This window comes from Pseudonocardia sp. ICBG1293 (assembly GCF_020131355.1).
Taxonomy (GTDB): domain Bacteria; phylum Actinomycetota; class Actinomycetes; order Mycobacteriales; family Pseudonocardiaceae; genus Pseudonocardia.
In genome coordinates this window covers 54,599-77,565 of the sequence record NZ_JAHLEL010000007.1, presented here as the reverse complement: position 1 = coordinate 77,565, position 22,967 = coordinate 54,599, and the positions used below count along the sequence as shown (strand labels likewise).

General features: G+C 75.0%; 22 protein-coding genes and 2 pseudogenes. 19 read left to right on the top strand and 5 right to left on the bottom strand.

All coding sequences use genetic code 11. The features are described 5' to 3' along the window. Positions 1 to 2: 2 nt before the first annotated feature. On the bottom strand, positions 3 to 275 hold the full coding sequence (locus KPF47_RS03825; protein WP_224386962.1) for a MoaD/ThiS family protein: 273 nt from the start codon (positions 273 to 275) through the stop codon (positions 3 to 5). A 2-nt stretch (positions 276 to 277) separates the two neighbouring features. Next, positions 278 to 1,336, bottom strand: a complete 1,059-nt coding sequence (moaA, locus tag KPF47_RS03820; RefSeq protein WP_224386959.1) for a GTP 3',8-cyclase MoaA — start codon at positions 1,334 to 1,336, stop codon at positions 278 to 280. Between the two features lie 283 nt (positions 1,337 to 1,619). Between moaA and KPF47_RS03815 the strand changes: the two genes are divergently transcribed. Further along, positions 1,620 to 1,910: a hypothetical protein gene (locus KPF47_RS03815; protein WP_224386957.1), complete on the top strand. Its 291-nt coding sequence runs from the start codon at positions 1,620 to 1,622 to the stop codon at positions 1,908 to 1,910. Positions 1,911 to 1,937: 27 nt separating this feature from the next. On the opposite strand, the gene KPF47_RS03810 is transcribed toward KPF47_RS03815, so the two are convergent. Next, a complete protein-coding gene (locus KPF47_RS03810; protein WP_224386955.1) occupies positions 1,938 to 3,146 on the bottom strand; it encodes an acyl-CoA dehydrogenase family protein in 1,209 nt (402 codons plus the stop codon). An 80-nt stretch (positions 3,147 to 3,226) separates the two neighbouring features. Between KPF47_RS03810 and KPF47_RS03805 the strand changes: the two genes are divergently transcribed. The 4 genes from KPF47_RS03805 (at position 3,227) to KPF47_RS03790 (ending at position 6,987) form a co-directional block, all read left to right on the top strand. After that, the gene (locus KPF47_RS03805; protein WP_224387285.1) at positions 3,227 to 3,631 is read left to right on the top strand and encodes a molybdopterin-binding protein; all 405 of its coding nucleotides are present in this window, start codon (positions 3,227 to 3,229) and stop codon (positions 3,629 to 3,631) included. A 95-nt stretch (positions 3,632 to 3,726) separates the two neighbouring features. After that, positions 3,727 to 4,500, top strand: a complete 774-nt coding sequence (locus KPF47_RS03800; RefSeq protein ID WP_224387284.1) for an ABC transporter permease — start codon at positions 3,727 to 3,729, stop codon at positions 4,498 to 4,500. Continuing rightward, positions 4,497 to 5,612 carry a sulfate/molybdate ABC transporter ATP-binding protein gene (locus tag KPF47_RS03795; RefSeq protein WP_374108791.1) on the top strand — a complete coding sequence of 372 codons (1,116 nt, stop codon included), beginning with the start codon at positions 4,497 to 4,499 and terminating at the stop codon, positions 5,610 to 5,612. The genes KPF47_RS03800 and KPF47_RS03795 overlap by 4 nt, the downstream gene beginning before the upstream one ends. 184 nt (positions 5,613 to 5,796) lie before the next feature. Beyond that, on the top strand, positions 5,797 to 6,987 hold the full coding sequence (locus KPF47_RS03790; RefSeq protein ID WP_224386953.1) for a S8 family peptidase: 1,191 nt from the start codon (positions 5,797 to 5,799) through the stop codon (positions 6,985 to 6,987). A gap of 26 nt (positions 6,988 to 7,013) precedes the next feature. Here KPF47_RS03790 and KPF47_RS03785 read toward each other — a convergent pair whose 3' ends face one another. Next, entirely contained in the window at positions 7,014 to 8,270 is a 1,257-nt protein-coding gene (locus tag KPF47_RS03785) for an ATP-grasp domain-containing protein (protein ID WP_224386952.1), read from the bottom strand. Positions 8,271 to 8,593: 323 nt separating this feature from the next. Between KPF47_RS03785 and KPF47_RS03780 the strand changes: the two genes are divergently transcribed. The 11 genes and pseudogenes from KPF47_RS03780 to KPF47_RS03735 all read left to right on the top strand — a co-directional run bounded on the left by KPF47_RS03780 (position 8,594) and on the right by KPF47_RS03735 (position 18,462). Continuing rightward, positions 8,594 to 9,193 carry an aspartyl/asparaginyl beta-hydroxylase domain-containing protein gene (locus tag KPF47_RS03780; RefSeq protein ID WP_224386949.1) on the top strand — a complete coding sequence of 200 codons (600 nt, stop codon included), beginning with the start codon at positions 8,594 to 8,596 and terminating at the stop codon, positions 9,191 to 9,193. Next, positions 9,193 to 9,933 (top strand): SDR family oxidoreductase, encoded by a 741-nt coding sequence (locus tag KPF47_RS03775; RefSeq protein ID WP_224386947.1) that lies wholly within the window; start codon positions 9,193 to 9,195, stop codon positions 9,931 to 9,933. The genes KPF47_RS03780 and KPF47_RS03775 overlap by 1 nt, the downstream gene beginning before the upstream one ends. Then, the gene (locus tag KPF47_RS03770) at positions 9,933 to 10,835 is read left to right on the top strand and encodes a TauD/TfdA family dioxygenase (RefSeq protein WP_224386945.1); all 903 of its coding nucleotides are present in this window, start codon (positions 9,933 to 9,935) and stop codon (positions 10,833 to 10,835) included. Before KPF47_RS03775 ends, KPF47_RS03770 begins: the two co-directional genes overlap by 1 nt. Next, positions 10,832 to 12,028 carry a glycerate kinase gene (locus KPF47_RS03765; protein WP_224386943.1) on the top strand — a complete coding sequence of 399 codons (1,197 nt, stop codon included), beginning with the start codon at positions 10,832 to 10,834 and terminating at the stop codon, positions 12,026 to 12,028. Before KPF47_RS03770 ends, KPF47_RS03765 begins: the two co-directional genes overlap by 4 nt. Further along, a pseudogene (locus KPF47_RS40735) lies at positions 11,935 to 12,498 on the top strand (Ldh family oxidoreductase); the annotation flags it as partial. The gene KPF47_RS03765 and the pseudogene KPF47_RS40735, both read left to right, overlap by 94 nt. A 25-nt stretch (positions 12,499 to 12,523) precedes the next feature. Then, a pseudogene (locus tag KPF47_RS38370) lies at positions 12,524 to 13,174 on the top strand (Ldh family oxidoreductase); the annotation flags it as partial. Beyond that, on the top strand, positions 13,171 to 14,280 hold the full coding sequence (locus KPF47_RS03755) for a pyridoxal phosphate-dependent aminotransferase (protein ID WP_224386941.1): 1,110 nt from the start codon (positions 13,171 to 13,173) through the stop codon (positions 14,278 to 14,280). The pseudogene KPF47_RS38370 and the gene KPF47_RS03755, both read left to right, overlap by 4 nt. Before the next feature lie 46 nt (positions 14,281 to 14,326). Next, complete coding sequence (locus KPF47_RS03750) at positions 14,327 to 15,211, top strand: isocitrate lyase/phosphoenolpyruvate mutase family protein (RefSeq protein WP_224386940.1); 885 nt, start codon at positions 14,327 to 14,329, stop codon at positions 15,209 to 15,211. Continuing rightward, positions 15,208 to 16,350, top strand: coding sequence for a thiamine pyrophosphate-dependent enzyme (locus KPF47_RS03745; protein ID WP_224386938.1), 1,143 nt, complete (start codon positions 15,208 to 15,210; stop codon positions 16,348 to 16,350). Before KPF47_RS03750 ends, KPF47_RS03745 begins: the two co-directional genes overlap by 4 nt. After that, a complete protein-coding gene (locus KPF47_RS03740; RefSeq protein ID WP_224386936.1) occupies positions 16,347 to 17,504 on the top strand; it encodes an iron-containing alcohol dehydrogenase in 1,158 nt (385 codons plus the stop codon). The genes KPF47_RS03745 and KPF47_RS03740 overlap by 4 nt, the downstream gene beginning before the upstream one ends. Continuing rightward, positions 17,497 to 18,462, top strand: a complete 966-nt coding sequence (locus tag KPF47_RS03735; RefSeq protein WP_224386934.1) for an aminotransferase class V-fold PLP-dependent enzyme — start codon at positions 17,497 to 17,499, stop codon at positions 18,460 to 18,462. The genes KPF47_RS03740 and KPF47_RS03735 overlap by 8 nt, the downstream gene beginning before the upstream one ends. Here KPF47_RS03735 and KPF47_RS03730 read toward each other — a convergent pair. Then, positions 18,411 to 19,643, bottom strand: a complete 1,233-nt coding sequence (locus tag KPF47_RS03730; protein WP_224386690.1) for an IS110 family transposase — start codon at positions 19,641 to 19,643, stop codon at positions 18,411 to 18,413. The two genes, KPF47_RS03735 and KPF47_RS03730, sit on opposite strands and share 52 nt — an antisense overlap. A 233-nt stretch (positions 19,644 to 19,876) precedes the next feature. On the opposite strand from KPF47_RS03730, the gene KPF47_RS39855 reads away from it, so the two are divergent. From KPF47_RS39855 to KPF47_RS03715, 3 genes are all read left to right on the top strand, one after another. Then, positions 19,877 to 21,040 carry a GNAT family N-acetyltransferase gene (locus KPF47_RS39855; RefSeq protein ID WP_224386933.1) on the top strand — a complete coding sequence of 388 codons (1,164 nt, stop codon included), beginning with the start codon at positions 19,877 to 19,879 and terminating at the stop codon, positions 21,038 to 21,040. A 35-nt stretch (positions 21,041 to 21,075) separates the two neighbouring features. Beyond that, positions 21,076 to 21,738: a trans-aconitate 2-methyltransferase gene (locus tag KPF47_RS03720; RefSeq protein ID WP_224386931.1), complete on the top strand. Its 663-nt coding sequence runs from the start codon at positions 21,076 to 21,078 to the stop codon at positions 21,736 to 21,738. 216 nt (positions 21,739 to 21,954) lie between these two features. After that, positions 21,955 to 22,965, top strand: a complete 1,011-nt coding sequence (locus tag KPF47_RS03715) for an MFS transporter (protein ID WP_224386929.1) — start codon at positions 21,955 to 21,957, stop codon at positions 22,963 to 22,965. The last annotated feature ends 2 nt before the right edge of the window (positions 22,966 to 22,967 follow it).

The window sequence follows — 22,967 nt, the reverse complement described above, 5'->3', positions numbered from 1 at the left end:
TCTCAGCCCCCGGCGAACGGCGGCAGCACGTCGAGCGTGGCCGCCCCGCCGAGCGCGGCGGAGCGGTCGCGCACCGCCACCTCGTCGAGCAGGAAGCTGCACCGCAGCAGCACCTGCGCCAGCTCAGGGCCGTGCGCGGTGCCGAGGGCGGCGACGGCGTCGGCGACAATCGCGCTGTCGGGCAGCTCCACGGTCTCCTCGCCGGTCCCCGCAGCGGCCTTGGCCGCTGCGAAGTACCGGACGGTGAGGGTCCTGGTCTCCAGGGACAGGGTCATGCTCATCCTCCGATCGCGCTCATGGGGCGCGCGGGCTGCAGGAATCCGGGGTCGTCGATGCCGTGGCCCGCCTTCTTGCCCCACATCGCGTCGCGCCAGACGTCGGCGATCTCGGCGTCGGTCGCGCCGCCGCGGAGCATGGCGTGCAGGTCGGTCTCGCCGGTGGCGAACAGGCAGGTGCGGACCTGGCCGTCGGCGGTGAGACGGGTGCGGTCGCAGGCCCCGCAGAACGGGCGGGTCACCGAGGCGATCACCCCGACGGTGGCGGGGCCCCCGTCGACCACGAACCGCTCGGCGGGCGCGCCACCGCGGTCCTCGTCGGACGGGGTGAGCACGAAGCGCTCCTCCAGCCGCGCCAGGATCTCCTCGGCGGTGATCATCTCGGTGCGGCGCCAGCCGTGCTGGGCGTCGAGCGGCATCTGCTCGATGAACCGCAGCTGGTAGCCGTGGGTCAGGGCGAACTCGAGCAGGTCGGCGGCCTCGTCGTCGTTCACGCCGCGCAGCAGAACCGCGTTGATCTTCACCGGGGCCAGGCCCGCGGCCTGGGCGGCGGCCATCCCGTCGATGACGTCCGAGAGCCGGTCGCGCCGGGTGATCTGCGCGAACCGCTCCGGGCGCAGGGTGTCCATCGAGACGTTGAGCCGGTTCACCCCGGACGCCGCCAGGGCCCCGGCCCGCCGGGCCAGCCCGATGCCGTTGGTGGTGAGCGAGATGTCCGGGCGGGGCTCCAGCGCCGACGCGGCACCGAAGATGTCCTCCAGGCCCTTGCGCAGCAGGGGCTCGCCGCCGGTGAAGCGCAGCTCCTCGATCCCGAGGTCGCGCACCGCCAACGCGATCAGCCGGTTGAGCTCCGCGTCGGTCAGCTGCTCCTCGCGCGGCATCCAGTCCAGGCCCTCGGCGGGCATGCAATAGGTGCAGCGCAGGTTGCAGCGGTCGGTGAGCGAGATCCGCAGGTCGGTCGCGACCCGGCCGAACCCGTCGACGAGGCGGGGGTCGGCCGGTCGGGCCGGGTCCCGGGACGTGCCGCCCCGCAGCGACGGCAGGCCGAGCTCGGTGGTCATGGGCCCGAGGCTAGCCGCCGTCGTGCGTGCCCGCCCAGGGCGGGTTTCCGCAGCTCAGAACCGTGATCCGCACCCGCGGACGCGGCCGGGGCCACGCTGTCGCAGGTGCGGAACTAGTCATCCTGTACCTAGTCGAAAGGACAGGGACATCGAGACGTCCCGCCCGCGGTCCCGGGAGGGCTCCCGAGGGGTCCCTCCTAGCGTCCCGGGCTCCAGGACGAACAGACCGGTCACCCGGTGGCCGGTCGCCCGGTGGCCGGTCGCCGTACAGGAGGGAACCACCATGTCGTCGACCATGTTGTCGAAGCTCGTCCCCGCCGCGCTGGCCGCGGCGGCTGCCGCCGTCGTCGTCGCCCCGGCCGCGTCGGCGGCACCCGCGCCCGTGTTCACCTCCTACGACGCCTGCCAGGCCGAGGGTTCGCGCCAGCAGCTCGCCGCCGGGGGACCGTTCAGCGGGTTCACCTTCACCTGCGAGAAGACCTACTCGGTGGGAGCGGGCACCGCCGGATGCCCGCCCACCGCGGCCGACGGGTGCATCGGCGAGTACTGGATCCTGCGCTCCCGCAACGTCTGAGCCCGCCGCGTCGCCGGCGGACCGTGACTAGGACCGGTGGGCCTTGAGCTCCTGCCGGGCGACGGACCGGATGTGCACCTCGTCCGGTCCGTCGGCGAAGCGCAGGGCGCGGGCCCAGGCGTAGAAGTAGGCCAGCGGGGTGTCGTCGCTCATGGCGGCGCCGCCGTGCACCTGCATCGCCCGGTCGATCACGGCGCACGCCATCCGCGGTACGACGACCTTGATCGCGGCGATCTCGGTGGCCGCGCCCTTCGCACCGTAGGCGTCGATCAGCCAGGCCGTCTTCAGCGTCAGCAGCCGGGCCTGTTCGATCTCCATGCGGCACAGCGCGATCTGCTCGCGCACCACGCCCTGCTCGGCCAGCGGCTTGCCGAAGGCGACCCGGGCCTGCGCGCGCTCGGTCATCAGGTGCAGCGCGCGCTCGGCCATGCCGATCAGCCGCATGCAGTGGTGGATGCGCCCCGGCCCGAGCCGGGCCTGGGCGATTGCGAAGCCGCCGCCCTCCTCGCCGAGCAGGTTCGTCGCCGGCACCCGCACACCGTCCAGATGCAGCTCGGAGTGCCCGTGCTGGTCCTGGTAGCCGAAGGTCGGCAGGTGCCGCTCGATCGTCAGCCCCGGGGTGTCGCGCGGGACCAGGATCATCGACTGCTGCCGGTGGGTCGAGGCGTCCGGGTCGGTCTTGCCCATGACGATGAAGATCCGGCAGCGCTCGTCGGCGGCACCGGAGATCCACCACTTGCGGCCGTCGACGACGTAGTCGTCGCCGTCGCGCCGGATCCGGGTCTCGATGTTCGTGGCGTCCGAGGACGCCACGTCCGGCTCGGTCATCGCGAACGCCGAGCGGATCTCGCCGTCGAGCAGCGGCTCCAGCCACTGCTGCTTCTGCTCGTCGGTGCCGAACAGGTGCAGGATCTCCATGTTGCCGGTGTCCGGCGCCTGGCAGTTGATCACCTCGGGCGCGATGACCGGGGACCAGCCGGAGACCTCCGCGACCGGCGCGTACTCCAGGTTCGACAGGCCCGAGACGTCCGGCAGGAACAGGTTCCACAGGCCGCGCCCGAGGGCCTCGGTCTTCAGCTCCTCGACCACCGGGGGCAGGTCCCACTCCTGGGGGGTGCCGCGTCGCTCGGCGCGGAACGCGTCGTAGGAGGCCTCGGCCGGGAGGATCTCCTCGTCCAGGAAGGCGCGCATGCGCGCGGTGTAGTCGGCCGCCACGGCGCTGGGTGCGAAGTCCACCCGGCGATCAGACCACGAACTCGGTCCTGGTGGGAGACGCGCCGTGGCACCACCGCAGGCGCGACCATAGTATCCGGGTCGTGCCGCACTTCAGGATCTCCGAGGCCGCCCGACTGCTGGGCGTCAGCGACGACACCGTCCGCCGCTGGGTGGACGCGGGGACGCTGCCGGTGCAGGCCGACGCCTCGAACCGCAAGGTCATCGACGGCGCCGCGCTCGCCGAGTTCGCCCGCGACCACGCGACCGCCCCGCCGGACCCCTCGGTGGTGCAGCGCTCGGCCCGCAACCGGATGGTCGGCCTGGTCACCTCGGTGCTCGCCGACACGGTGATGGCCCAGGTCGAGATGCAGTGCGGCCCGCACCGCGTGGTGTCGCTGATGAGCAGCGAGGCCGTGCGCGACCTCGGCCTGGAACCCGGGGCGCTCGCGGTGGCCGTGATCAAGTCGACGAACGTGGTGGTGGAGACGCCCGGCGGGCACCTGTGACGCCCGGGGCCGGCACCGCCCGCGCGCCGGCCCCGACCCGGCGTCGCGAGGGTGCGGCCGACCGCCACGGCACCGGCGTCGGCCTGCCGGTGTGGATGTGGCTCCCGGCGGGCATCGGGTTCCTGGTGATCGCGCTCCCGGTGCTCGGCCTGCTGTGGGAGGCCGACTGGGCGCAGACCCCCCGCCTGCTCACCAGCGAGGCCGCGCTGTCGGCGCTGCGCCTGTCGCTGCTCACCGCGGCGATCTCCACGACGCTGTGCCTGCTGCTCGGCGGCCCGCTCGCGGTGGTCCTGGCCCGGGGCCGGATCAACCGGCTGCCCCGCCTGATGCGCGGGATCCGCTCGGTCGTGCTGCTCCCGCTGGTGCTGCCGCCGGTCGTCGGGGGACTCTCGCTGCTGTTCCTGCTCGGTGCGAACGGCCTGCTCGGGCAGGGGCTGGACACCGTGTTCGGGATCTTCATCCCGTTCTCCACCGCGGCGGTGGTCCTGGCGCAGACCTTCGTCGCGATGCCGTTCCTCATCGTGTCGCTGGAGGGCGCCCTGCGGACCGCGGGGGAGCGCTACGAGGCGACCGCGGCCACCCTCGGCGCCTCGCCGGGGCTGGCCTTCCGCCGGGTGACGGTGCCGCTGGTGCTGCCCGGCCTGGCGTCCGGACTGGTGCTGGCCTTCGCCCGCTGCATGGGCGAGTTCGGGGCCACGATCGCGTTCGCCGGCAGCCTGGAGGGCACCACCCGGACCCTGCCGCTGCTGGTCTACCTGCAGGGCGAGACCGACGTCGCCGGGGCCGTGGCGCTGTCGCTGCTGCTCGTCGTCGTGTCGCTGGTCGTGATCGTCGTCGGTCGCCCGCGCGGGCTGGACGGCCGCGGATGAGCAGCGGCGGCGACACGGTGGAGCTCGGTGTGGACATGAGGGCGCGGCTGGAGCGCGACGGGTTCGCACTGGACCTGGAGCTGACGGTCGGCGCGGGGGAGGTGCTCGCGGTGCTGGGCCCGAACGGTGCGGGCAAGTCCACCGTGCTCGGCGTCCTGTCCGGTCTGCTGCGCCCGGACTCCGGGCACCTGCGCGTCGACGGTCGGACGCTGCTCGACACCGCCGACGGGACCTTCGTGCCGCCGCACCGGCGCGGTGTCGGTCTGCTCGCCCAGGAGCCGCTGCTGTTCCCGCACCTGTCGGCGCTGGCCAACGTGGCCTTCGGGCCGCGGGCCCAGGGGACCCCGCGCGCCGCGGCCGACGCCAGGGCCCGCGGCCTGCTCGACGACGTCGGCGTCGGCGAGCTCGCCGCCCGGCGCCCCGCGCAGCTCTCCGGCGGCCAGCAGCAGCGGGTCGCGCTGGCCCGCGCGCTGGCGCCCCGGCCGGGACTGCTGCTGCTCGACGAGCCGCTGGCCGCGCTCGACGTCGACGCCACCCCTGCCATGCGCACCCTGCTGCGCCGGGTCATCGCCGACGGCAAGCAGACCGCGCTGCTGGTCACCCACGACGCGCTCGACGCGCTGGTGCTCGCCGACCGGGTCGTCGTGCTGGACCGCGGCCGGGTGGTCGAGCAGGGACCGGTCCGCGACGTGCTGGCCCGTCCCCGTAGCGCGTTCTCCGCCCGGATCGCCGGCCTGGACCTGGTGCCGGGCACCGCCGAGGGCGCCGGGGTGCGGACCAGCGACGGGGTCGGGATCCACGGTCGCGCGGTCGAGGTCGCCGAGGGGGAGCCCGCGGTCGCGGTGTTCCCGCCCTCCGCGGTGGCGGTGCACGCGAGCCGGCCGGCGGGCAGCCCGCGCAACGTCTTCCCGGTCCGGATCGCCGCGCTGGAGCCGCGCGGGGACACCGTCCGGCTGCGGGCCGCGCCGGTCGCCGGGGGGCCGGACTGGGTGTCGGGGCTGGCCGCCGACGTCACCCCGGCCGCCGTCGCCGAACTGGGTGTCGAGCCCGGTCACGAGGTGTGGTTCGCGGTGAAGGCGACCGAGGTCGCCGTGCACGGCCGGCACGCCTGAACGAGCCCGCCGATCCGCCGATCGTGCAGGTCGCGGGCCTGTCACACCCCGGGCGGCGGGTGGTCCCCGCACCGCCGGTGCCGAAACGCTCCGTCACCCGGGTGGTCCCAGGTGTCACCCGGACCACCATCGTGTCTCTCGCACCAGGCGTCACAGGCGCATAGCGTCGCTGTCTGTGAGCCCCATGCGTCCCCGCGCCGCCCGACTGGTCACTGCCGGTGTCCTGGCGGTCGCGCTCGGTGTACCTCTCGCGCCGTCGGCGTCCGCCGCCGTGTCGGTGCCGTCCGCGCCGTCCGCGCCCGCCGGCTACCTGGTGCAGACCGCGACGGCCGGGCAGACGCGGGCCGCCGCGGAGGCAGTGGGCGTGGAGCCGAAGGTCACGTTCGACAGCGTGGTGCACGGCTTCGCCGCGGACCTCACCCCCGCGCAGGCGACCGAGCTGCGTGACCGGCCCGGCGTGGTCGGGGTGGAGGAGGACCGGCAGATCACCCCGCTCGATCCGCAGGCCGTCCACCAGGACGCGCCCGTCGCGCCGCCCGCCGGGGCCGAGCAGGCGCCGGGCAACTGGGGTCTCGACCGCATCGACCAGCCGGACCTGCCGCTGGACGGGCAGTACCGGCACACCGCCACTGGCGCCGGCGTGGACGTGTTCGTCCTCGACACCGGCGTCGACGCGGGCCACCCGCAGTTCGGGGGCCGGGCGAAGCAGGAGGTCAACACCATCGACCGGACCGACTCCGACTGCGACGGGCACGGCACCGTCGTCGCCGGGATCGCGGCGTCGAAGGACTACGGCGTGGCCCCGGGCGCGACCGTGCGCGCGGTGAAGGTGCTCGACTGCAACGGCACCGGGACGTTGTCGTCGCTGCTCGCCGGGCTGGACTGGGTGGTGCAGAACAAGCGCGGCCCGTCGGTCGCGGTGATGTCGTGGAGCTACGGCGGCTCGCCGATGCTCCGGCAGGCCGTCCAGCGCATGATCGACTCCGGGGTGTTCGCGGCCTCCTCGGCCGGCAACACCGGTGGCGACGACTGCACCGCACTGCCCCGGGCGGTCGAGGACGTCCTGGTCGTCGCCAACTCCACGATCGAGGACCGGCGTTCCTCGAACTCCTCGACCGGTCGCTGCGTCTCGCTCTACGCACCCGGCACCCGGATCGTCGCGCCGGTCCCGGGCGGCGGCACCGCCTCCTACAGCGGGACCTCGATGGCCGCCCCGTTCGCGGTCGGGGTGGCGGCGCTCTACAAGCAGGCCCGCGGCGACGCGCCGGCCACCACCGTCAAGAAGCGGATCGTCGACAACTCCGTCCCCGGGAAGATCGAGGGCGGCGGGACCGGCGGCACCCCGGACCGGCTGCTGCAGACCGGCGGGCTGTAGGGGCGTGGCACCGCCGGTGGCGGCGCTCAGCGCCGGCCCTCGGCCTGTCTCCGCTGTCGTTCCCGCAGCTCGCCGGGCCCGGCCACCCGGGTGGTGTCGGTCCGCACGGTGATCAGTGCGGCGGCGTGCTCGGCACGGGCGGAGGCCTCGGCGGCATCGGCGCCGACGGCGATCACGTGACCGCACCGGTCGAACGAGTGCGCCAGCGGGCGGACCACGTCCCCGGGGGCCACCGCGAGGTCCACCTCGACGACGCCGTCGGCGCGACGGGCGTCCTCCGTGCCGCCGAGGGAGCGGACCGTCCCCGGGGCGGCGTGGAAGAACGCGATCGCCGCTGCTCTCCGGGGCGGTGCGGGCGGCGGCCCGGCCGGCACACCGAGCACCCGTGCCGCCGCGCGGTCGTAGAGGTCCACCCCGGTCGCGAGCCGGACCAGCTCCGGGATCCGGTCGCCGCCCACCCGGGTGTGCGACTCGACCGGAAGCACCCCGCCGGGCCCGGCGATCACCTCGGTGTGGGTGGCGCCGTCGCGCACGCCGACGACGTCGAGCAGTGACCGCACGGCCGCGACGACCTCGGCCGCGACGTCCGGCGCGATCGGCGCCGGGACCACGTGCCCCATCTCGAGCAGATCGGCCACGCGCTTGCCGGTGATCGCGACGACCTGGTGCTCGCCGGCCGTGCTGAACGCCTCGACGGAGTACTCGGTCCCCTCCAGGAACCGCTCCACGAGCACGGCGTCGGCCACCTGCAGCACCGCCTCGGCCGCGGTGATCACCTCGTCGGTGCCGTTCGCGCGGCGGACCGCCAGGCTCCCCCACGACGAGCACGGTTTCACCACGACGGGGTATCCGATGGCGTCCGCGGCGGCGCCGGCGGCCGACGGTGTCGTCACCCGGGAGAAACCGATGTCCTGGCCCGCCGCGGCCAGAATCCGGCGCATCTCGGATTTGTCCCGCAATGCCTGCGTGGTGGCCTCGGAATGGAATGTGGGCAGCCCCAGATCGGCGGCGACCGCGGCGGCGGGGGCCAGTCCGAACTCCGTGAGCGACAGTACGGCGCTCAGCGGGGAGCGCTCGTGCACGGCGGCGCAGGCGGCCGCCACGGCCGACCTGTCGGTGAGATCGGGCAGCTCCACGACCTCCTCCGCGAGGCGTCGTTGTCCCTCCGTCGTCGCGCCCGCGCGCTGCAGCAGGACGGACCTCGCCCCGTGCCGCGCCAGGGCGTCCACGACCTCGGTCCCGAACCCTCCGACGACGAGCACCCGGCCCCTGTCGATCACCACTGTCACTCCGCTCCGCACCCGCACCGACCTGCGTCGCGAACGACCCGGGCGGGTGGCCGTGCCGTGTCGTCCGGGTTGACGTCGAGCGTCGACCGTACGACAGATGGTTGACAGTCACCCTCGGTGTGGAGATTATGACTCATCAGTGGGGCTCGATTCAGTCGCAACGCGGACGGGCCCGGATCACCATTCCGCACATCCCGCAAGAATCAGGGAGTCATACTTCTGTGCGTGGTTCTCTGAGTGTCAACCAGCCACTTGTGCGAAATGTTGTCAACCGCTTGTTGTTGTGGGGCAGTGGCGGCGCGAACCGGCCACCGATCATGACCGACCCGCTGCCCGCCTTCCCCGAGTCCGCAGAGCTGGTCGCCCGGTTCGACGAGCTCCGCGGCGAGGTGGACCGACTCGTCGGCATCCGCGACCTGACCCCGTACGGCGACATCGATCCCATCCGGGCGGCCCAGGTGTCGACCGGGTGGCGGTTGTACTACGCCTACATGCTCGGCGTCGCCAACGACCGGGCGCACGAGGACGTGCCGTTGCTGCTCGACTTCGCCGAGCGCACTCCGCGCGTCGTCAACGCGATCGTGGCGCAGCTGCCGCCGGGCGTCGGGCTCTCCGCCCACGAGGGCCCCTATGCGGGGATCCTGCGCTACCACCTCCCGCTGCGCGTCCCGGTCGACGACCCGCCCCGGCTGCGGGTCGGCCAGGAGCACCACACCTGGGCCGAACGACGTCCGATCCTGATCGACGACACGTTCGACCACGAGGTCCACAACGAGAGCACCGGCACCCGGATCATGCTGATCATCGACGTGCTGCGGCCGCTCAACCCGGTGCTGGACCTGCTCAACCGCACCTGCCTGCGCCTCAAGCGCCGCTGGTCCGCGCAGATGATCGCCGACGCGAACGGGGACATCTAGTGGGGCAGCCGGTCGCACTGGTGACCGGCGCGGCACGGGGCATCGGTGCCGCGACCGCCCGGCTGCTGGCCGAGTCCGGCTACGCGGTCGCGGTCGGTTACCACGCCGACCGGGCCGCGGCCGAGGAGGTCGTCGACGGCCTGGCCGGTTCCGGGATCGCGGTGCGCGCGGACGTCGGGTCCGAGGACGACGTCGTCCGGATGTTCGCCGACGTCGACGACCGGCTCGGCCCGCTGAGCGCCCTGGTCAACAACGCCGGTGTGCTGGAGGGCGGCGGGCGGGTCGAGCGCATCGACGGCGCCCGGCTGCGCCGGGTGCTCGACGCCAACGTGGTCGGCCCCTTCCTGTGCTCGCGGGAGGCGGTGCGCCGTATGTCCACGGCGCACGGGGGCGGAGGCGGGGCGATCGTGAACGTGTCGTCGGCCGCCTCCCGCCTGGGTTCCGCGGGGGAGTACGTCGACTACGCGGCGTCGAAGGGGGCGCTCGACACGCTGACGACGGGCCTGTCGCTGGAGGTCGCGGCGGAGGGCATCCGCGTGAACGCCGTCCGGCCGGGCTTCATCGAGACCGGGATCCACGCGCGCGGCGGGGACCCCGACCGGCTCGCCCGGCTGACCCCGGCGATCCCGCTGGGCAGGCCGGGGCGGCCGTCGGAGGTCGCCGAGGCCGTGCTCTGGCTGCTCTCGGACCGGGCGTCCTACGTGACGGGTTCGTTCATCGACATCGCCGGGGGGCGCTGATGATCCGCGGAGCCGGTCCACCGACCGCCGACCCGTCGGCCACGGACGGGTTCGGCCCGGCCCGGGTCGTCCCGGGCCCCGCGCTCGCCACGGTCCTGCGTGGTCCGGAGCCGGACACGGACGCGGTCGCCGCGGCACGCACCGAACTGGGCGCGCTGGCCCGGACCCATCTCGACGAGGGACCGGGGGTACTCGTGCTGACCGGGCTGGACCCCGACGAGGCCGCGGCCGCGACCGCGATCGCGCGGCTGTCGGCGCTGCTGGGGGAGGCCCGGCCGCAGAACCGCGAGGGTGAGCTGTTGCGGCGGGTCCGCGACCGCAGCACCGCCGTCGGCGAGGGCAGGCGGGGTCGCTACTCGGACTCCCGGTTCGGCGGCGACCTGCACACCGACGGGGCCGAGGCGGCGCTGCCGGCGCCGGACCTGTTCACCCTCTACTGCGTGCGTCAGTCCCGCCGCGGGGGCGCCCTGGTCACGGTCCATCTCGACGACGTGCTGCGCCGGCTGGCCGACAGGCCGGAGGTGATCCGGACGCTGCGGGAGTCGTTCCACGTGGACCGACGTGGCGACGAGGACGCGGGGGACCCGCCGACCGTGCGCAAGCCCGTCCTGTTCGAACAGGACGGGCGATTGTCCATCAGCTACCTGCGCAGCTACATCGAGATCGGGCACCGCCACGACGGGGTCCCGGAGCTCACCGCGGACCAGGTCGGCGCCCTCGACGCGCTCGACGCCGTGGTGGCCGATCCCGCGGTACAGCTGGTCGGCAAACTCGAGGAGGGCGAACTCGCCGTGTTCGACAACCTGCGTCTGCTGCACGGACGGACGGAGTTCGTCGACGAGCCGGACCGGCCGCGGTTGCTGGTCCGGTCCTGGATCCGGCGAGCTCCGCGGCCGGCGTGAGCGCACCGGCCGTCGTCGTCGCGCCCAATCCGATGCGGGGGCACCTCGACGCACCGGGCGTCGCGGCGGCGCTGGCCCGGGGCGTCACCGGGGCGGCTCCCGACGCCGAGGTGCTCCGGCTGCCACTGGCCGACGGCGGGGACGGCACGCTCGACGTGGTGGCCGCGGCGACGGGGGGCACCCGACGCCGGGTGGAGGTCCCCGACGCACTCGGTCGCGCACGGGCCACGGACTGGCTCCGGCTGGGTGGGACCGCGCTGGTGGAGAGTGCTCGCTGCTGCGGCCTCGCCGCGCTCGCCGGCACCCCGCTCGACCCCCTGCGGTCGACGTCGGCCGGGGTCGGTGTCGCCGTCGCGGACGCCGTCCGTGCCGGCCACCGTGAGGTGCTGGTCGGGCTCGGTGGAACCGCGACCGTCGACGGCGGGGCGGGGGCGCTGGCGGCGCTCGGCGCGCGGTTCGAGGACGCGACCGGCCGCAGCGTGCCGGTCACGCCCGGCACGCTGCACGAGGTCGTGCGCGTCGACCTCGGACCGGCCCGCGACCTGCTGGCCGGGGTCCGGTTGCGGTTCCTGGCCGACGTCTCCACCACGTACTCGTCGAACTCGGCGCGGTTCGGTGCGCAGAAGGGGCTCGGCGCCGCGGAGCGGCCGGTGGCCGCGGCGGGGATGGCGCACCTGGTCGCGCTGCTCGCCCGCGCCGACCCGCAGGGCGGACCGGCCGAGCTGCACGAGCGGTGCGCCGCACCCTGGTGGGGAGCGGGTGGCGGGATCGGTGTGGGGCTCTCCGCGGTCGCCGCCGCCACCGCGACGGGCGGCACGCTGGCCGTACTCGCCATGGCCGACCCCGGTGGTCTCGTGGCCGGCGCGGACCTCGTCGTCACGGCCGAGGGTGTGGTGGACGCGAGCACCTGGACCGGCAAGGTGCCCGGCGCGGTCGCCGCGCTACGGCGGGAGCACGGTCGGCCGACCGCCATCGTCGCCGCCCGGTTCGAGGAGGAGGCGGGCGCCTCCGGCCGTGACGCGGCCGTGCACCGCCACCTGCTGGCACCCGGCGGGGCCGCCACCCTGCCCGACCGCCTCGCCGCGGCCGGGGCGGCGGTGTGGCGCCACCATGCGGCCCGGCCACGGCCCCCGGCGACGTCCACCGCACCGGGGACCGCCACGACGACATCGAGGAACGGGAGCAGCGGGTGAGTACGACGACGTCCGACGGCACGGGGACCACCGGCGACACGGGACGCCCGGACGCCCGGGTGGTGGACGCCGCCGACCTGAGGTCGTTCGCCGCCGCGACGCTCGTCGCCGCCGGAGCCCGGCGCGCGGACGCGGAGGTCTCCGCGGAGGTGCTGGTGGCGGCGGACCTGGCCGGTGTGGACAGCCACGGTGTGGCCCGGCTGCGACGGTACGTCGACGGACTGCGGGCGGGCACGATCTCCGGGACCGCCGTGCCCTCCCTCGTGCGCGACGCCGGCGCGGTCGCCGTCGTCGACGGCGGGAACGGCCTCGGACAGCCCACTCTGCGGTTCGCCGTCGACCACGCCGTCGCACGGGCCCGGGAGACCGGGTGCGCCGCCGTCGCCGTGCGGCGCAGCAACCACATCGGCATCGCGGGCTGGTTCGCCGAGCGGGCGGCCCGGTCCGGGGTGCTGGCCCTGGTCACGACGAACGCCACCCCCCCAGGTCGCGCCCACCGGCGCGGCCGCACCGATGTTCGGCACCAACCCGATCAGCTACGCGGTCCCCGCCGGCGACCGGCCCGTCGTGTTCGACGCGGCTACGTCCGTGGTCCCCCGGGGCAAGCTCGAACGGCTGCACCGGGAGGGCGCGCCGATGCGCGAGGGCTGGGCGATGGGCCCCGACGGGCTCCCCACCACCGACATCCCCGCGCTCGTGGCCGGCCTCAAGGCACGGGCCGGCCATGCTCTCGTGCCGCTCGGGGGGCTGGGCCCGGAGTTCGGCGGACACAAGGGTTCCGGGCTGGGCCTGCTGGTGGAGCTGCTGTGCGGACCGCTGGCGGGAGCCAGCTGGAGCCGCCACACCTACGGTCCGGACGGGGCCGACCTCGGCCACTTCGTCCTGTGCCTGGACCCGGCGGCGTTCGGCGAGCCCGACGAGATCGGCGCGCGCGTGACCGACCTGGGAGCGGAGATCACCGGGCTGCCGGCCGCGGTCGGCGGACCCGGTGTGCGGCTGCCCGGCGAACGGCGGGTGCGCAGTACGGCGCACCGTGCCGCCGAGGGGATCCCGCTGCTCCCGCCGATACTGGCCGATCTCGACGCCATCGCCGGGCGGACCGGCGTCGCCCCGGTCGCCCGTCGCGCCCCGGGTGCCGACGCGTGAGCGCGCCGTCCGCGATGCGGGAGGCGGTGCTGGACCTGTCCTCCGGCCAGGTCCTCGACCCACTCGCTCCGCCGCTGCGCGCGGCGATGCGCTCCGCCGCCGGCGACGGCCCGCTGCCCTACGCCCCGCGGGGCGGGCGACCGGAGCTGCGCCGTGCCGTCGCCGCGCTGTACTCCGGGCGCACCGGGCGGGCGACCGGGGCCGGCCAGGTCGTGGTCACCCCGGGGGTCCGGGCCGCCCTGTTCACCGCCGCGGCCGTCGTCGCCCGCGACCGCGAGGTGCTGGTGCCCGCCCCGCACTGGAGCCACTACCCGCGGACCCTCGACCTCGCCGGGGCCCGGACCGTCGTGGTGCCCGGCGACCCGGCGGACCGCTGGCGCGCCGACGTGGACGCGCTGGAGGCCTCGCGCACCACCGCCACCTCGGCGGTACTGCTGACCAGTCCGGTCAACCCGAGCGGGGCCGTGCTGGACCGGGAGCGGGTGGGGGCGATCGCCCGGTGGGCCGCCGAGGCCGGGATCACCGTCGTGGTGGACGACGTCTACGGCGCCTTCGCCGGCCCCGAGGACCCCCTCGCCGTCGTCGGTGCCGACGCCGTCGTCGTGGGTGGCGTGTCCAAGGTGCACGCACTCGCCGGGCTCCGGGTCGGGTGGGTGGTCGGGCCACCCGAGCTGGCCGCGGAACTCGACGACGTCGCCGAACACGTGACCGGTCCGGTGTGCACGGCCGCCCAGGACGTCGCCGTCGCGGCGCTCGCGGAACCGTTCCGCTCCGCGGACGTGACCGGGCGGGTGCGCCGTTCCACGGCCGCCCTGGCCGAGGCCACGGCGTTGTTCCAGGCGGTGCCCGGTGTCGAGGTGGTGCCCGCCGACGCCGGGATCTACCTGTGCCTGGACGCCCGCCGGCTGCTGGCGTCCCGGGCGTTCGGCGCCGGGGACGACCGCGCGCTCTGTGCGGCGCTGGCCGACCGCACGGGGGTCCGCATGCGCGCGGGGTCGACCTTCGGCATGCCCGGACACCTGCGGCTGTGCGTCGCCGCGGAACCGGGCGTGCTCGCGTCGGCCGCGGAGCGGCTACGCACCCACCTGCAGGAGATCGCCGGGTGACGACCACGTCGCCGCGGTGCCGTCCCAACCGTCGGGAGTCATACCGATGACCATGTCACCGCCACGCCCGGTGGGCGCGGAGCGCGCCGCCTGGATCAGGCAGGCCTTCGCCGACCGCAGACTCGTCCGCGTGGCCGGGGCCCACGACGGCCTGACCGCCCGCCTCGCCGAACAGGCCGGCTTCGACGCGGTCTGGGCGTCCAGCTTCGGGATCTCCGCCGCGGCCTGCCTGCCCGACGTCAGCCTGCTCGGGCTGGCGGAGTACCTGTCCGCGTCGACCGCGATGCACCGCGCGGTCGAGGTGCCGGTGCTCGCCGACTGCGACACCGGCTTCGGCGGCAGCATCAACGCCGCCTACACCATGATGCAGTTCGAGTCGGCCGGGATCGCGGCCGTCTGCATCGAGGACAAGGTCTTCCCCAAACGGAACAGCTTCGTCGGCGCCGGCCAGCAGCTGCTGGCCGCCGAGGAGTTCGCGGGCAAGCTGCAGGCGGCGGCCGAGGCCCGCAGCAGGCGGGACACGCTGCTGATCGGCCGCACCGAGGCCCTGATCTGCGGTGAGGACATCGACGAGGCGCTGCGCCGCTGCCACCTCTACGTCGAGGCGGGGGCGGACGCGATCCTGATCCACTCGAAGGCGTCGGGCCCCGGGGAGGTCATCGAGTTCCTGCGTCGGTGGGAGCGCCGGGCCCCGGTGGTCGTCGTCCCCACCACCTACGCCGCCTGGGACAGCGCCGACGCCGCGGAGGCGGGGGTGGACATGGTCATCTACGCCAACCAGGCGTTGCGGGCACTGGTCAGCGCGGTGCGCAGCACGTGGTCCGCCGTGCTGGAGCACGGCAGCTCGGGGCCGATCGAGCAGGACATCGCGCCGGTGCGCGACATCTTCGCGATCTCCCAGCTCGACACGTGGCTCGGGCGGGAGCGGTGAGCGTCCCGGCCGCGGAGCTGGTCGACGCCCTGCGCGCGGCGGGTCTGGACCGGGCCACCGGGGTGCCGTGCGGTCACCTGGCCGGGCCGTGGCAGCTCTACGACCGGGCGGGCGACCTCGGCCCGGCCGCCGACGAGGGCGCCGCGCTGGCCATCGCCGCCGGGTGGGAGCTGGGCGGCCGCCCGGGAGTCGTGCTCTGTCAGAACAGCGGGTTCGGCAACCTGGTGAACCCGCTGACCAGCCTCGTGCTCGCCTGCGGGATCCCGGTGACGGTGCTGATGTCGCTGCGCGGCTGGCCCGACCCCGCGGGGGACGAGCAGCAGCACGCGACGATGGGCACGGCCACCACCGCGATGCTGGACGCACTGCAGGTGCCCCACGCGGTCCTGGCGGGCGGTGCGGCCCCGGAGGGCGTCGGGCTGCCGGTCGGGGACGTCCTCGACCGCGCCGCCCGGGCCCGGGCGCAGCGCCTGCCGTTCGTGGGTCTGGTGCCCCGGGGCGCCCTCGGACCCGCGGCGGACGCCTCGCGCCCGGAGCCCGACCCGCGGGCACCGACGCGGGCCCGGGCGGTCGCGGCCCTGCTGGACCGCGTCGACGAGGACCTGCTGGTGACCACGACCGGCTACCTCTCCCGGCAGGCGCACCACGAACGCGACCGCGACCGTACGTTCTACATGCAGGGCTCGATGGGGCACGCGGCCGCGATCGGGCTGGGCCTGGCCGGGGCCAGGCCGCAGCAACGGGTGGTCGTCCTCGACGGGGACGGCGCCCTGCTCATGCATCTCGGCACCGCGGCGACCGTCGCCGCCCAGGCCCCGCCGAACCTCGTGCACGTCGTGGTCGACAACGGGTGCTACGAGTCGACGGGGGCGCAGCGCTCCACCAGCGGCCACCTGGACTGGGCGGCGCTGGGTCGCGGCCTCGGATACGCCACGGTGGTGACCGACGGCGGGGTGGACGAGGCGCTCGACGCGGCCCTCTCCGGACCCGGCCCCGCGCTGTGCGTACTGCGGGTCCGGCCGACGCCGGACGAGGTGTACCCGCGGGCCAGCTCCGGCAGCGGGCTCCCGGAGCTCACGGAGCGGTTCCGGGCCGCGGCCGGGCGACCGGCGTCGGTGACGACGGGAGGGCCGAGGTGACCGCGGTCGGGCCGGGGACCCGGGTGCTGGCGCTGCGGGGCGCCGACCGGCTGCACCGGCTGCACGACGTGCTGTCGGGCGGACGCGCGTTCGTCGTCGCTGCCCCGACCGCCCTGCGCCGGGCGGGTGTCGCGGACCTCCTGCCCGCGGGTACCGCGACGTTCTCGGCGTTCACCCCCAACCCGACCACGCAGCAGGCGCTGGCGGCCGCCCGCGCGCGGGAGCGGCACGGCGCCGGTGTCGTCGTCGGGATCGGGGGAGGGTCGGCGATGGACGTCGCCAAGGCGGCCCGGGCGCTGCCCGGTGACGCGGACGCCGCTGCCGCGGTGCTCGCCCGGCGCACCCGACCCGCCGCGGACCGTCCCCGGCTGGTCCTGGTGCCGACGACGGCGGGCACGGGCAGCGAGGTGACCTCCTTCGCCACGCTCTACGACGGTCCGCGCAAGCTCTCGCTCGACGACGACCGGGTCCGTGCGGAGGTGGCGGCCGTCGATCCCGGGCTGCTCGCGACCTGCCCGGCAGCGGTGTTGTGGAGCGGTGCGCTGGACACCGTCGCGCATGCGATCGAGTCGTTGTGGTCGGTCCGCTCCGGTCCCGGGTCGCGGTCCGACGCGGTCCGCGCGCTCGAGCGGATCGCGCCGGTGCTCGGCGACCCGGCCGCCGTGGGGCGTCCGGACGGCTGGGCGGCCCTGTCCGACGCCGGGACCCTGGCCGGGCGGGCCATCGACCGGACCCGGACGACGGCGGCGCACGCGCTGGCCTACCCGCTCACCGCGCACCTCGGGTTCCCCCACGGCTACGCGGTCGCGGTCACGCTGCGCTGGCTCGTTGCCGTGGTGGAGGCCGGGGGCGACGCCGTGTGCGACCCGCGGGGCCGGGCCGTGCCCCGGTCCGCGGTCGCCGCCGCGGCGGACGCCCTCGGTGTGGACGGTGGGGCAGGCGTCGCGGCGCTGCTCGACCGGGTACTCGCCCGCTGCGACGTCGCGGGGGTGCCCGCCCGGCGGGTCGAGCCGCTGCTCGACCGCCTGGTCGGGGAAGGGCTCGCCTCGGAACGGGTCGGTGGTACCCCGGTGCACCTGTCACCCGAGCAGGTCCGTGTCCGGCTGCGGCGCTCGCTCGCCGAACTCAGGGAGAGGGCGGAGCCCGGTGCGTAACTACCGTGTCACCGGTCCGGTCGAGGTCCCGACCGCGGTCCTCGCGGCGATGACCGCCCCGATGGTGAGCCACCGCTCGGAGGGCTTCCGGTCGGACTTCGCCGACGTCGCCCGTCGGCTCGGACCCGTGTTCGGGACCACCCGCGACGTGCTGGTCCTGACCTGTTCGGGCACCGGCGGTCTGGAGGCCGCCGCGTGGTCGGTACTGCGCCCCGCCGACCGGGTGCTCTCCGTGCAGATCGGCTACTTCGGGCAGCGGTTCGCCGAGATCGCCCGCCGCACCGGCGCCCGGGTCGACGAGCTGAGCTGCGAGTGGGGTGAGGTCGTCGATCCCGCGCGCGTCGCGGCCGTGGCGGGCGACTACGACGCGGTGCTCCTCACCCACGGCGAGACGTCGACGGGTGTGCTCGGCCCGCTGCGGGCGTGGAGCGAGGCCGTGCGCGGGGCCGGCGACGCGCTGCTGCTCGTCGACGTCGTCGGCAGCCTCGGTGCCACCGAGATCGGGTTCGACGAGCTCGGGCTCGACGTCGCCGTCGGCGTCACGCAGAAGGCGCTGGCCTGCCCGCCGGGTCTGGCACTGGTCGCGGTGTCCGGGCGGGCCCTCCAGCGGGCCCGCACCCCGGGGTCGCGGGCGTTCTACCTCGACCTCGCCGCCGCGGCCGACTCCGCCACCGAGCGGACGACGACGTGGACACCGGCGCTGCCCCAGCTGCGGGCCCTCGGTGCGGCACTGGACCTGCTGCACGACGAGGGGCTGCCCGCGGTGTGGGAACGGCACCGGCGGACCGCGCGCGCGTGTCACGAGGCGCTCGCCTCGCGCGGGTTCGAGGTCGTACCGGCCCCGGAGCACCGCTCGCCCGGGGTCACCGCCGTCCGGCTGCCCGGGGGGGTGTCTCTATGGGTTCGTCAAGCGGCGGCGAGTTCTGGATCGGGGTTGTTGACCGTGGGCGGGTTGTAGGGGCGGCGGTCGCGGAGCATGGCGTAGATGACGTCGGTGCGGCGTCGGGCGAGGCAGATCAGGGCGGCGTTGTGTCGTTTGCCGGCGGCTCGTTTGCGGTCGTAGTAGGCGCGGCTGGCGGGGTCGGCCAGGGCGGCGAATGCGGACAGGAACAGCGCGGATTTCAGGGCGTGGTTGCCGCGCTGGGATCGGGTTTCGCCTTTGATCGAGGTGCCGGAGCGGCGGGTGACTGGGGCGAGGCCGGCGTAAGCGGCGAGGTGCCCGGCGGTGGGGAACCCGGAGCCGTCGCCGACGATGGTGAGGATCTTGATGGCGGTCCTGACCCCGAGTCCGGGCATCGAGGTCAGGACCGGTCCAAGAGGGTGGGCCTCCAGGCGGGCTTCGAGCTCGTCGGCGAGCTGGTCGCGTTCGGTGTGGACCTGGCGCAGCTGCCCGGCGACGCCGGTGATGACACGGGCGAACGCGGCCGTGCCGGGAACGGTCAGGCTCTGGGCGTCGAGCGAGGTCAGGATCTGGGCGGGAAGGGTGCGGGCCAGTCGAGGCGACCGGGCCCGCATCGTCTCGGCGATCCCGTCAGCGCCGAGCTCTCGCAGGGCTTGCGGGGTGGGCGCGGCCGCGAGCAGGTCGAGCACGCCACCGCGGTCCAGGCGTGGCCCGAGCAGGCGTTCCAGGGCGGGATGAACATGCAGCAGGGCGTCGCGCAGCCGGTTCGTCAGCCGGGTGCTCTGCCCAGCCAGGTCATCGTCGTAACCGGCGAGCACAGTGAGTTCGGCGAGGGTCTCGTCGTCGGTGCCGACCCGGCGCAGGGTGTGCGGCATCGTCCGGGCGGCCTCGGCGATCACGTGGGCGTCGCGGGCGTCGGTCTTGGCCTGCCCGGGATGCAGGTCGGCGATGCGGCGCATCGCCAGCCCGGGCAGGTAGGCCACCGTGATCCCCAGATCACGAGCGACGGCGATGGCCAGCGCTCCGATCGAGGCGGGCTGGTCGATGACCATCAGCACCGCGCCGTGCTCGGCCAGCCCGGACAGCACGGTGCGCAGCGCCGATTCGTCGTTGGGCAGGGCCTTGTCGTGCACCCGCTTCCCGTTGGTGTCGACCGCGCAGGCGTGGTGTTCGGACTTGCCCACGTCCAGGCCGCAGAACACCGCGAACCCGGTCGGGTGCTGGTCAGGATCGGGCAACCGCCGCTCCCTTCTCGTCGCGGCAGGCCGACCACGAGCACCCGCGCCGGCAGCCACGTTACGAGCAGACCACACGGGTCAGGTCTCTATCAGCGGTCGTTGGCGCCCTCCGGCCACGGCGACAACACCCCCCAGATCATCGGGCGACAGGGGCAGTCAGTCATACCGCGGCCGGCGGCCTGCAAGCCCTCAGCGGGCTTGATCAAGAAGGTAACGGGGGGGACGCCGCGGCCGTGCGCGCCCGGCTGGCCGCCGAGCACGACACGTGGGTCTCCTCCGGACGGGCCGGCTGGAAGGACGAGGTGGTCCGTATCGGGCACATGGGTCCCGTCCCGGTGGACGAGGTCCTCGCCTGTGTCGAGGCGCTCGCGGCGGTGACCGGGCCGTCGGAGCCCGCACCGCGCCCGGAGCGGTTCACCCGGCGGGTGGTCGCGCGGGCCGACGAGCTGGGTCCGGACTGGGACGCGCTCTGTTCCCACACCGGCGCGACCCTGTTCCAGCACCGGCCGTTCCTGCAGGCCTACGAGGCCCATCCGGTGGCCGCCGTCACGGCGACCCGGTACGTGCAGATCGCGGACGACGACGGTCCGGCCGCCGCCGCGCCGCTGTACCGGCAGGCCGATCCGCTGGGACTGCTCGGCCTGGAACCGGGCCAGGAGGCGCTGCTCTCGGCGATGTGGCACTGCCCGGACACACGGGTGCTGACCCGCGGACCGGCCGCGCTGGACGCGCTGCTGTCCGCGGTCGCCGGCCAGGCCGACGAGCTGGGGTGCCCGTTGTGGGGCTTCGTCAACGTCGAGGCCGACGCGCCCGCCGTCGGGCTGCTCGTCGAGCGCGGCCTGCACCTGCGGACCCTGGTCCCGCGCTGGCAGTTCCTGACGACGGACCATCCGGACCCCGAGACCTACCTGGCCGGGTTGCGTCGCCCCGTCCGCCACGAGCTGCGTCGTCAGCTGCGCCGGGCCGCGGAGCGGGGTGTCCGCACCGTCGAGCACGGCCCCGACCACCCGCGGCTGACCGAGCTGCTCCGGCTGGTGGCCGCCACGGCGGGGCGGGCGGGATCTCCGCGCTACTACGACCCCGACCGGCTGGCGGCGATGCTGCGCCGGGTCGGGCCGTCCTGTCGCCTGCTCGAGGTGGTCGCCGAGGACGGCGAGACGCTCGGTGTGGGTGTCTGCTTCCGCGAGCACGACCGCCTGCAGTACTGGGCCGCCGGCTACGTCCGGGACCGGCCCGATCTCACCTTCAGCCCGTACTGGGTGCTGTGGTGGGCGGTGCTCGAGCTGTTGTGGTCCTCCGGCGCGAAGCTGGCCGAGTGCGGGCGGCTCAACGAGCGGTTCAAGACCCGCATGGGGCTACGGCCCAAGCCCCTCGTCGCGCTGATGAGCAGGCCGTGACCGTCCCGCCCACCGTCCCCACCCAGGAGCGTGCCATGACCGACCACACCGACCTGCTCGCCGGACAGCTGACCTACTACCGCGAGCGGGCGACCGAGTACGAGGACACGTTCGCGCCCTACATGCAGCCGGCGCTGCCCGCGGCACTGCAGCGGCTGCGCTCCAGCGGGATCGGTGGGGACGTGCTGGAGCTGGCCAGCGGGACGGGGTACTGGACCCGGTACCTCAGCGAGCTGGCCGAGACCGTCACCGCGGTGGACGGCGCCCCCGAGATGATCGAGGTGGCCGGGCGGCTGCAGCTGCCGAACGTCAGCTTCGAGCGTGCCGACCTGTTCGACTGGCGTCCCGCCCGCCGCCACGACCACGTCTTCTTCGCCCACTGGCTCGCGCACGTCCCGGACGAGCGCTTCGGCCCGTTCTGGGCGGCACTGCGCGGCGCGGTCCGGCCGGGTGGGACGGTGCAGTTCATCGACGTCACCGGGGTGGAGCGGCGGATCGAGACGTTCGACGACGAGGTCCCCGACCTGGCTGTGCACCGCACGCTGGCCGACGGTCGCTCCTTCCGGATCGTGAAGGTCTTCCGCGAGGTCGCCGACCTGGTCGCGCAGCTGCGCGCCGCGGGCTGGGCCGCCGACGTCGTCGAGTTCCATCCCGGTTTCGTGCACGCCGTCTGCACGCCGCTGGACCCCGTCGGGTGACCGCTCCGGCCTCTCCGTGGCCGTTCCGGCGGCTGCTCGGCGCGACGGCGGTCTCCACACTCGGGAACGGCATGTACGCGGCCGCGCTGCCGCTCGTGGCGATCACCCTCACCGACGACCCGGCGGTCATCGGGGTCGTCGTGGCCGCCCCGTTCCTCGCCTGGGCGCTGTTCGGGCTGCCCAGCGGGGTGCTGGTGGACCGCTACCCCCGGGATGGTGGCCGCCGACGTGGGACGGGTGGTCGTCGTCGCGGTGGTCGTGGCCCTGGTGGCGTCGTCGTCGTTGACGATCACCGCGCTGGTGGTCGCGGGGCTCGCCCTCGGGGCGTGCCAGACGGTGTTCGACACGGGGAGCCAGGCCAGCGTCCCCCAGCTGGCCGGCACCGGGCCCGGGGTGCTCGAACGCGCCAACTCGCGCATCGTCATGGTGCAGACGGTCAATGCCGAGTTCGTCGGGCCGCCGTTGGGCGGGCTGCTGTTCACCGCGGGGGCGGCACTGGCGTTCACCGGCAACGCCGCAGGCTTCGCACTGAGCGCCCTGCTGCTCGCGCCCCTGCTGCGGCGCGGTGCCGGCCGGACCGGGCCACCCGTCGCGACCGGCGCGCGAGGCGGACTGTTCACCGAGCTGCTGTCGGGGCTGCGGTTCCTCCTGCACCACTCGCTCCTGCGCACCCTGACCGTCACCACGGCACTGGTCAACATCTCCTTCGCCGCCGTCGAGAGCCTGCTGGTGGTCTACGCCGACCAGCGGCTCGGGCTGGACGCAGTCGGTTTCGGCCTGCTCTTCGCGCCACTGGCGCTCGGCGGGCTCGGCGGGGCGGCGGCGGCCCCCCGGATCGCGCAGGCGGTCCGTCCCGGTCCGGCGCTGCTCGGGGCGCTGGTCGTCCTGGCGGGAGCCCTGCTGCTGTTCGCGGTGGCCACCACGGTGCCGATCGCGGTGGTGGCGCTCGTACTGGCCGGCGCGTGCATCGCCGTGTACAACGTGCTCGGCCAGTCCGTCCGGCAGGCGGTCACCCCACCGGACGTGCTCGGCAGGGTGGTCGCGGCGTTCCGCATGGTCGCGCTCGGCGCCGTCCCGATCGGGGCGGTCGCGGGCGGGCTGGCCGCGCGGGTCTCGCTCGCGCTGCCCTACGCCCTGGGCGCCGGGGTGCTGGTCCTGACGACGCTGCTGGTCGGCCGTGTCGTCGCGCGTGCCGCGATCACCGCACCCGCGGCGGGACCGGGCTGAAC

What these genes read in the sequence shown, in the direction of transcription:
- KPF47_RS03750 (WP_224386940.1), top strand. Translation starts at nt 14,327, where the DNA reads ATGACCATGTCACCGCCACGCCCGGTGGGCGCGGAGCGCGCCGCCTGG.
- KPF47_RS03720 (WP_224386931.1), top strand. Translation starts at nt 21,076, where the DNA reads ATGACCGACCACACCGACCTGCTCGCCGGACAGCTGACCTACTACCGC.
- KPF47_RS03815 (WP_224386957.1), top strand. Translation starts at nt 1,620, where the DNA reads ATGTCGTCGACCATGTTGTCGAAGCTCGTCCCCGCCGCGCTGGCCGCG.
- moaA (WP_224386959.1), bottom strand. Translation starts at nt 1,336, where the DNA reads ATGACCACCGAGCTCGGCCTGCCGTCGCTGCGGGGCGGCACGTCCCGG.
- KPF47_RS03780 (WP_224386949.1), top strand. Translation starts at nt 8,594, where the DNA reads ATGACCGACCCGCTGCCCGCCTTCCCCGAGTCCGCAGAGCTGGTCGCC.
- KPF47_RS03800 (WP_224387284.1), top strand. Translation starts at nt 3,727, where the DNA reads ATGTGGCTCCCGGCGGGCATCGGGTTCCTGGTGATCGCGCTCCCGGTG.
- KPF47_RS03790 (WP_224386953.1), top strand. Translation starts at nt 5,797, where the DNA reads ATGCGTCCCCGCGCCGCCCGACTGGTCACTGCCGGTGTCCTGGCGGTC.
- KPF47_RS03825 (WP_224386962.1), bottom strand. Translation starts at nt 275, where the DNA reads ATGACCCTGTCCCTGGAGACCAGGACCCTCACCGTCCGGTACTTCGCA.
- KPF47_RS03770 (WP_224386945.1), top strand. Translation starts at nt 9,933, where the DNA reads ATGATCCGCGGAGCCGGTCCACCGACCGCCGACCCGTCGGCCACGGAC.
- KPF47_RS03795 (WP_374108791.1), top strand. Translation starts at nt 4,497, where the DNA reads ATGAGCAGCGGCGGCGACACGGTGGAGCTCGGTGTGGACATGAGGGCG.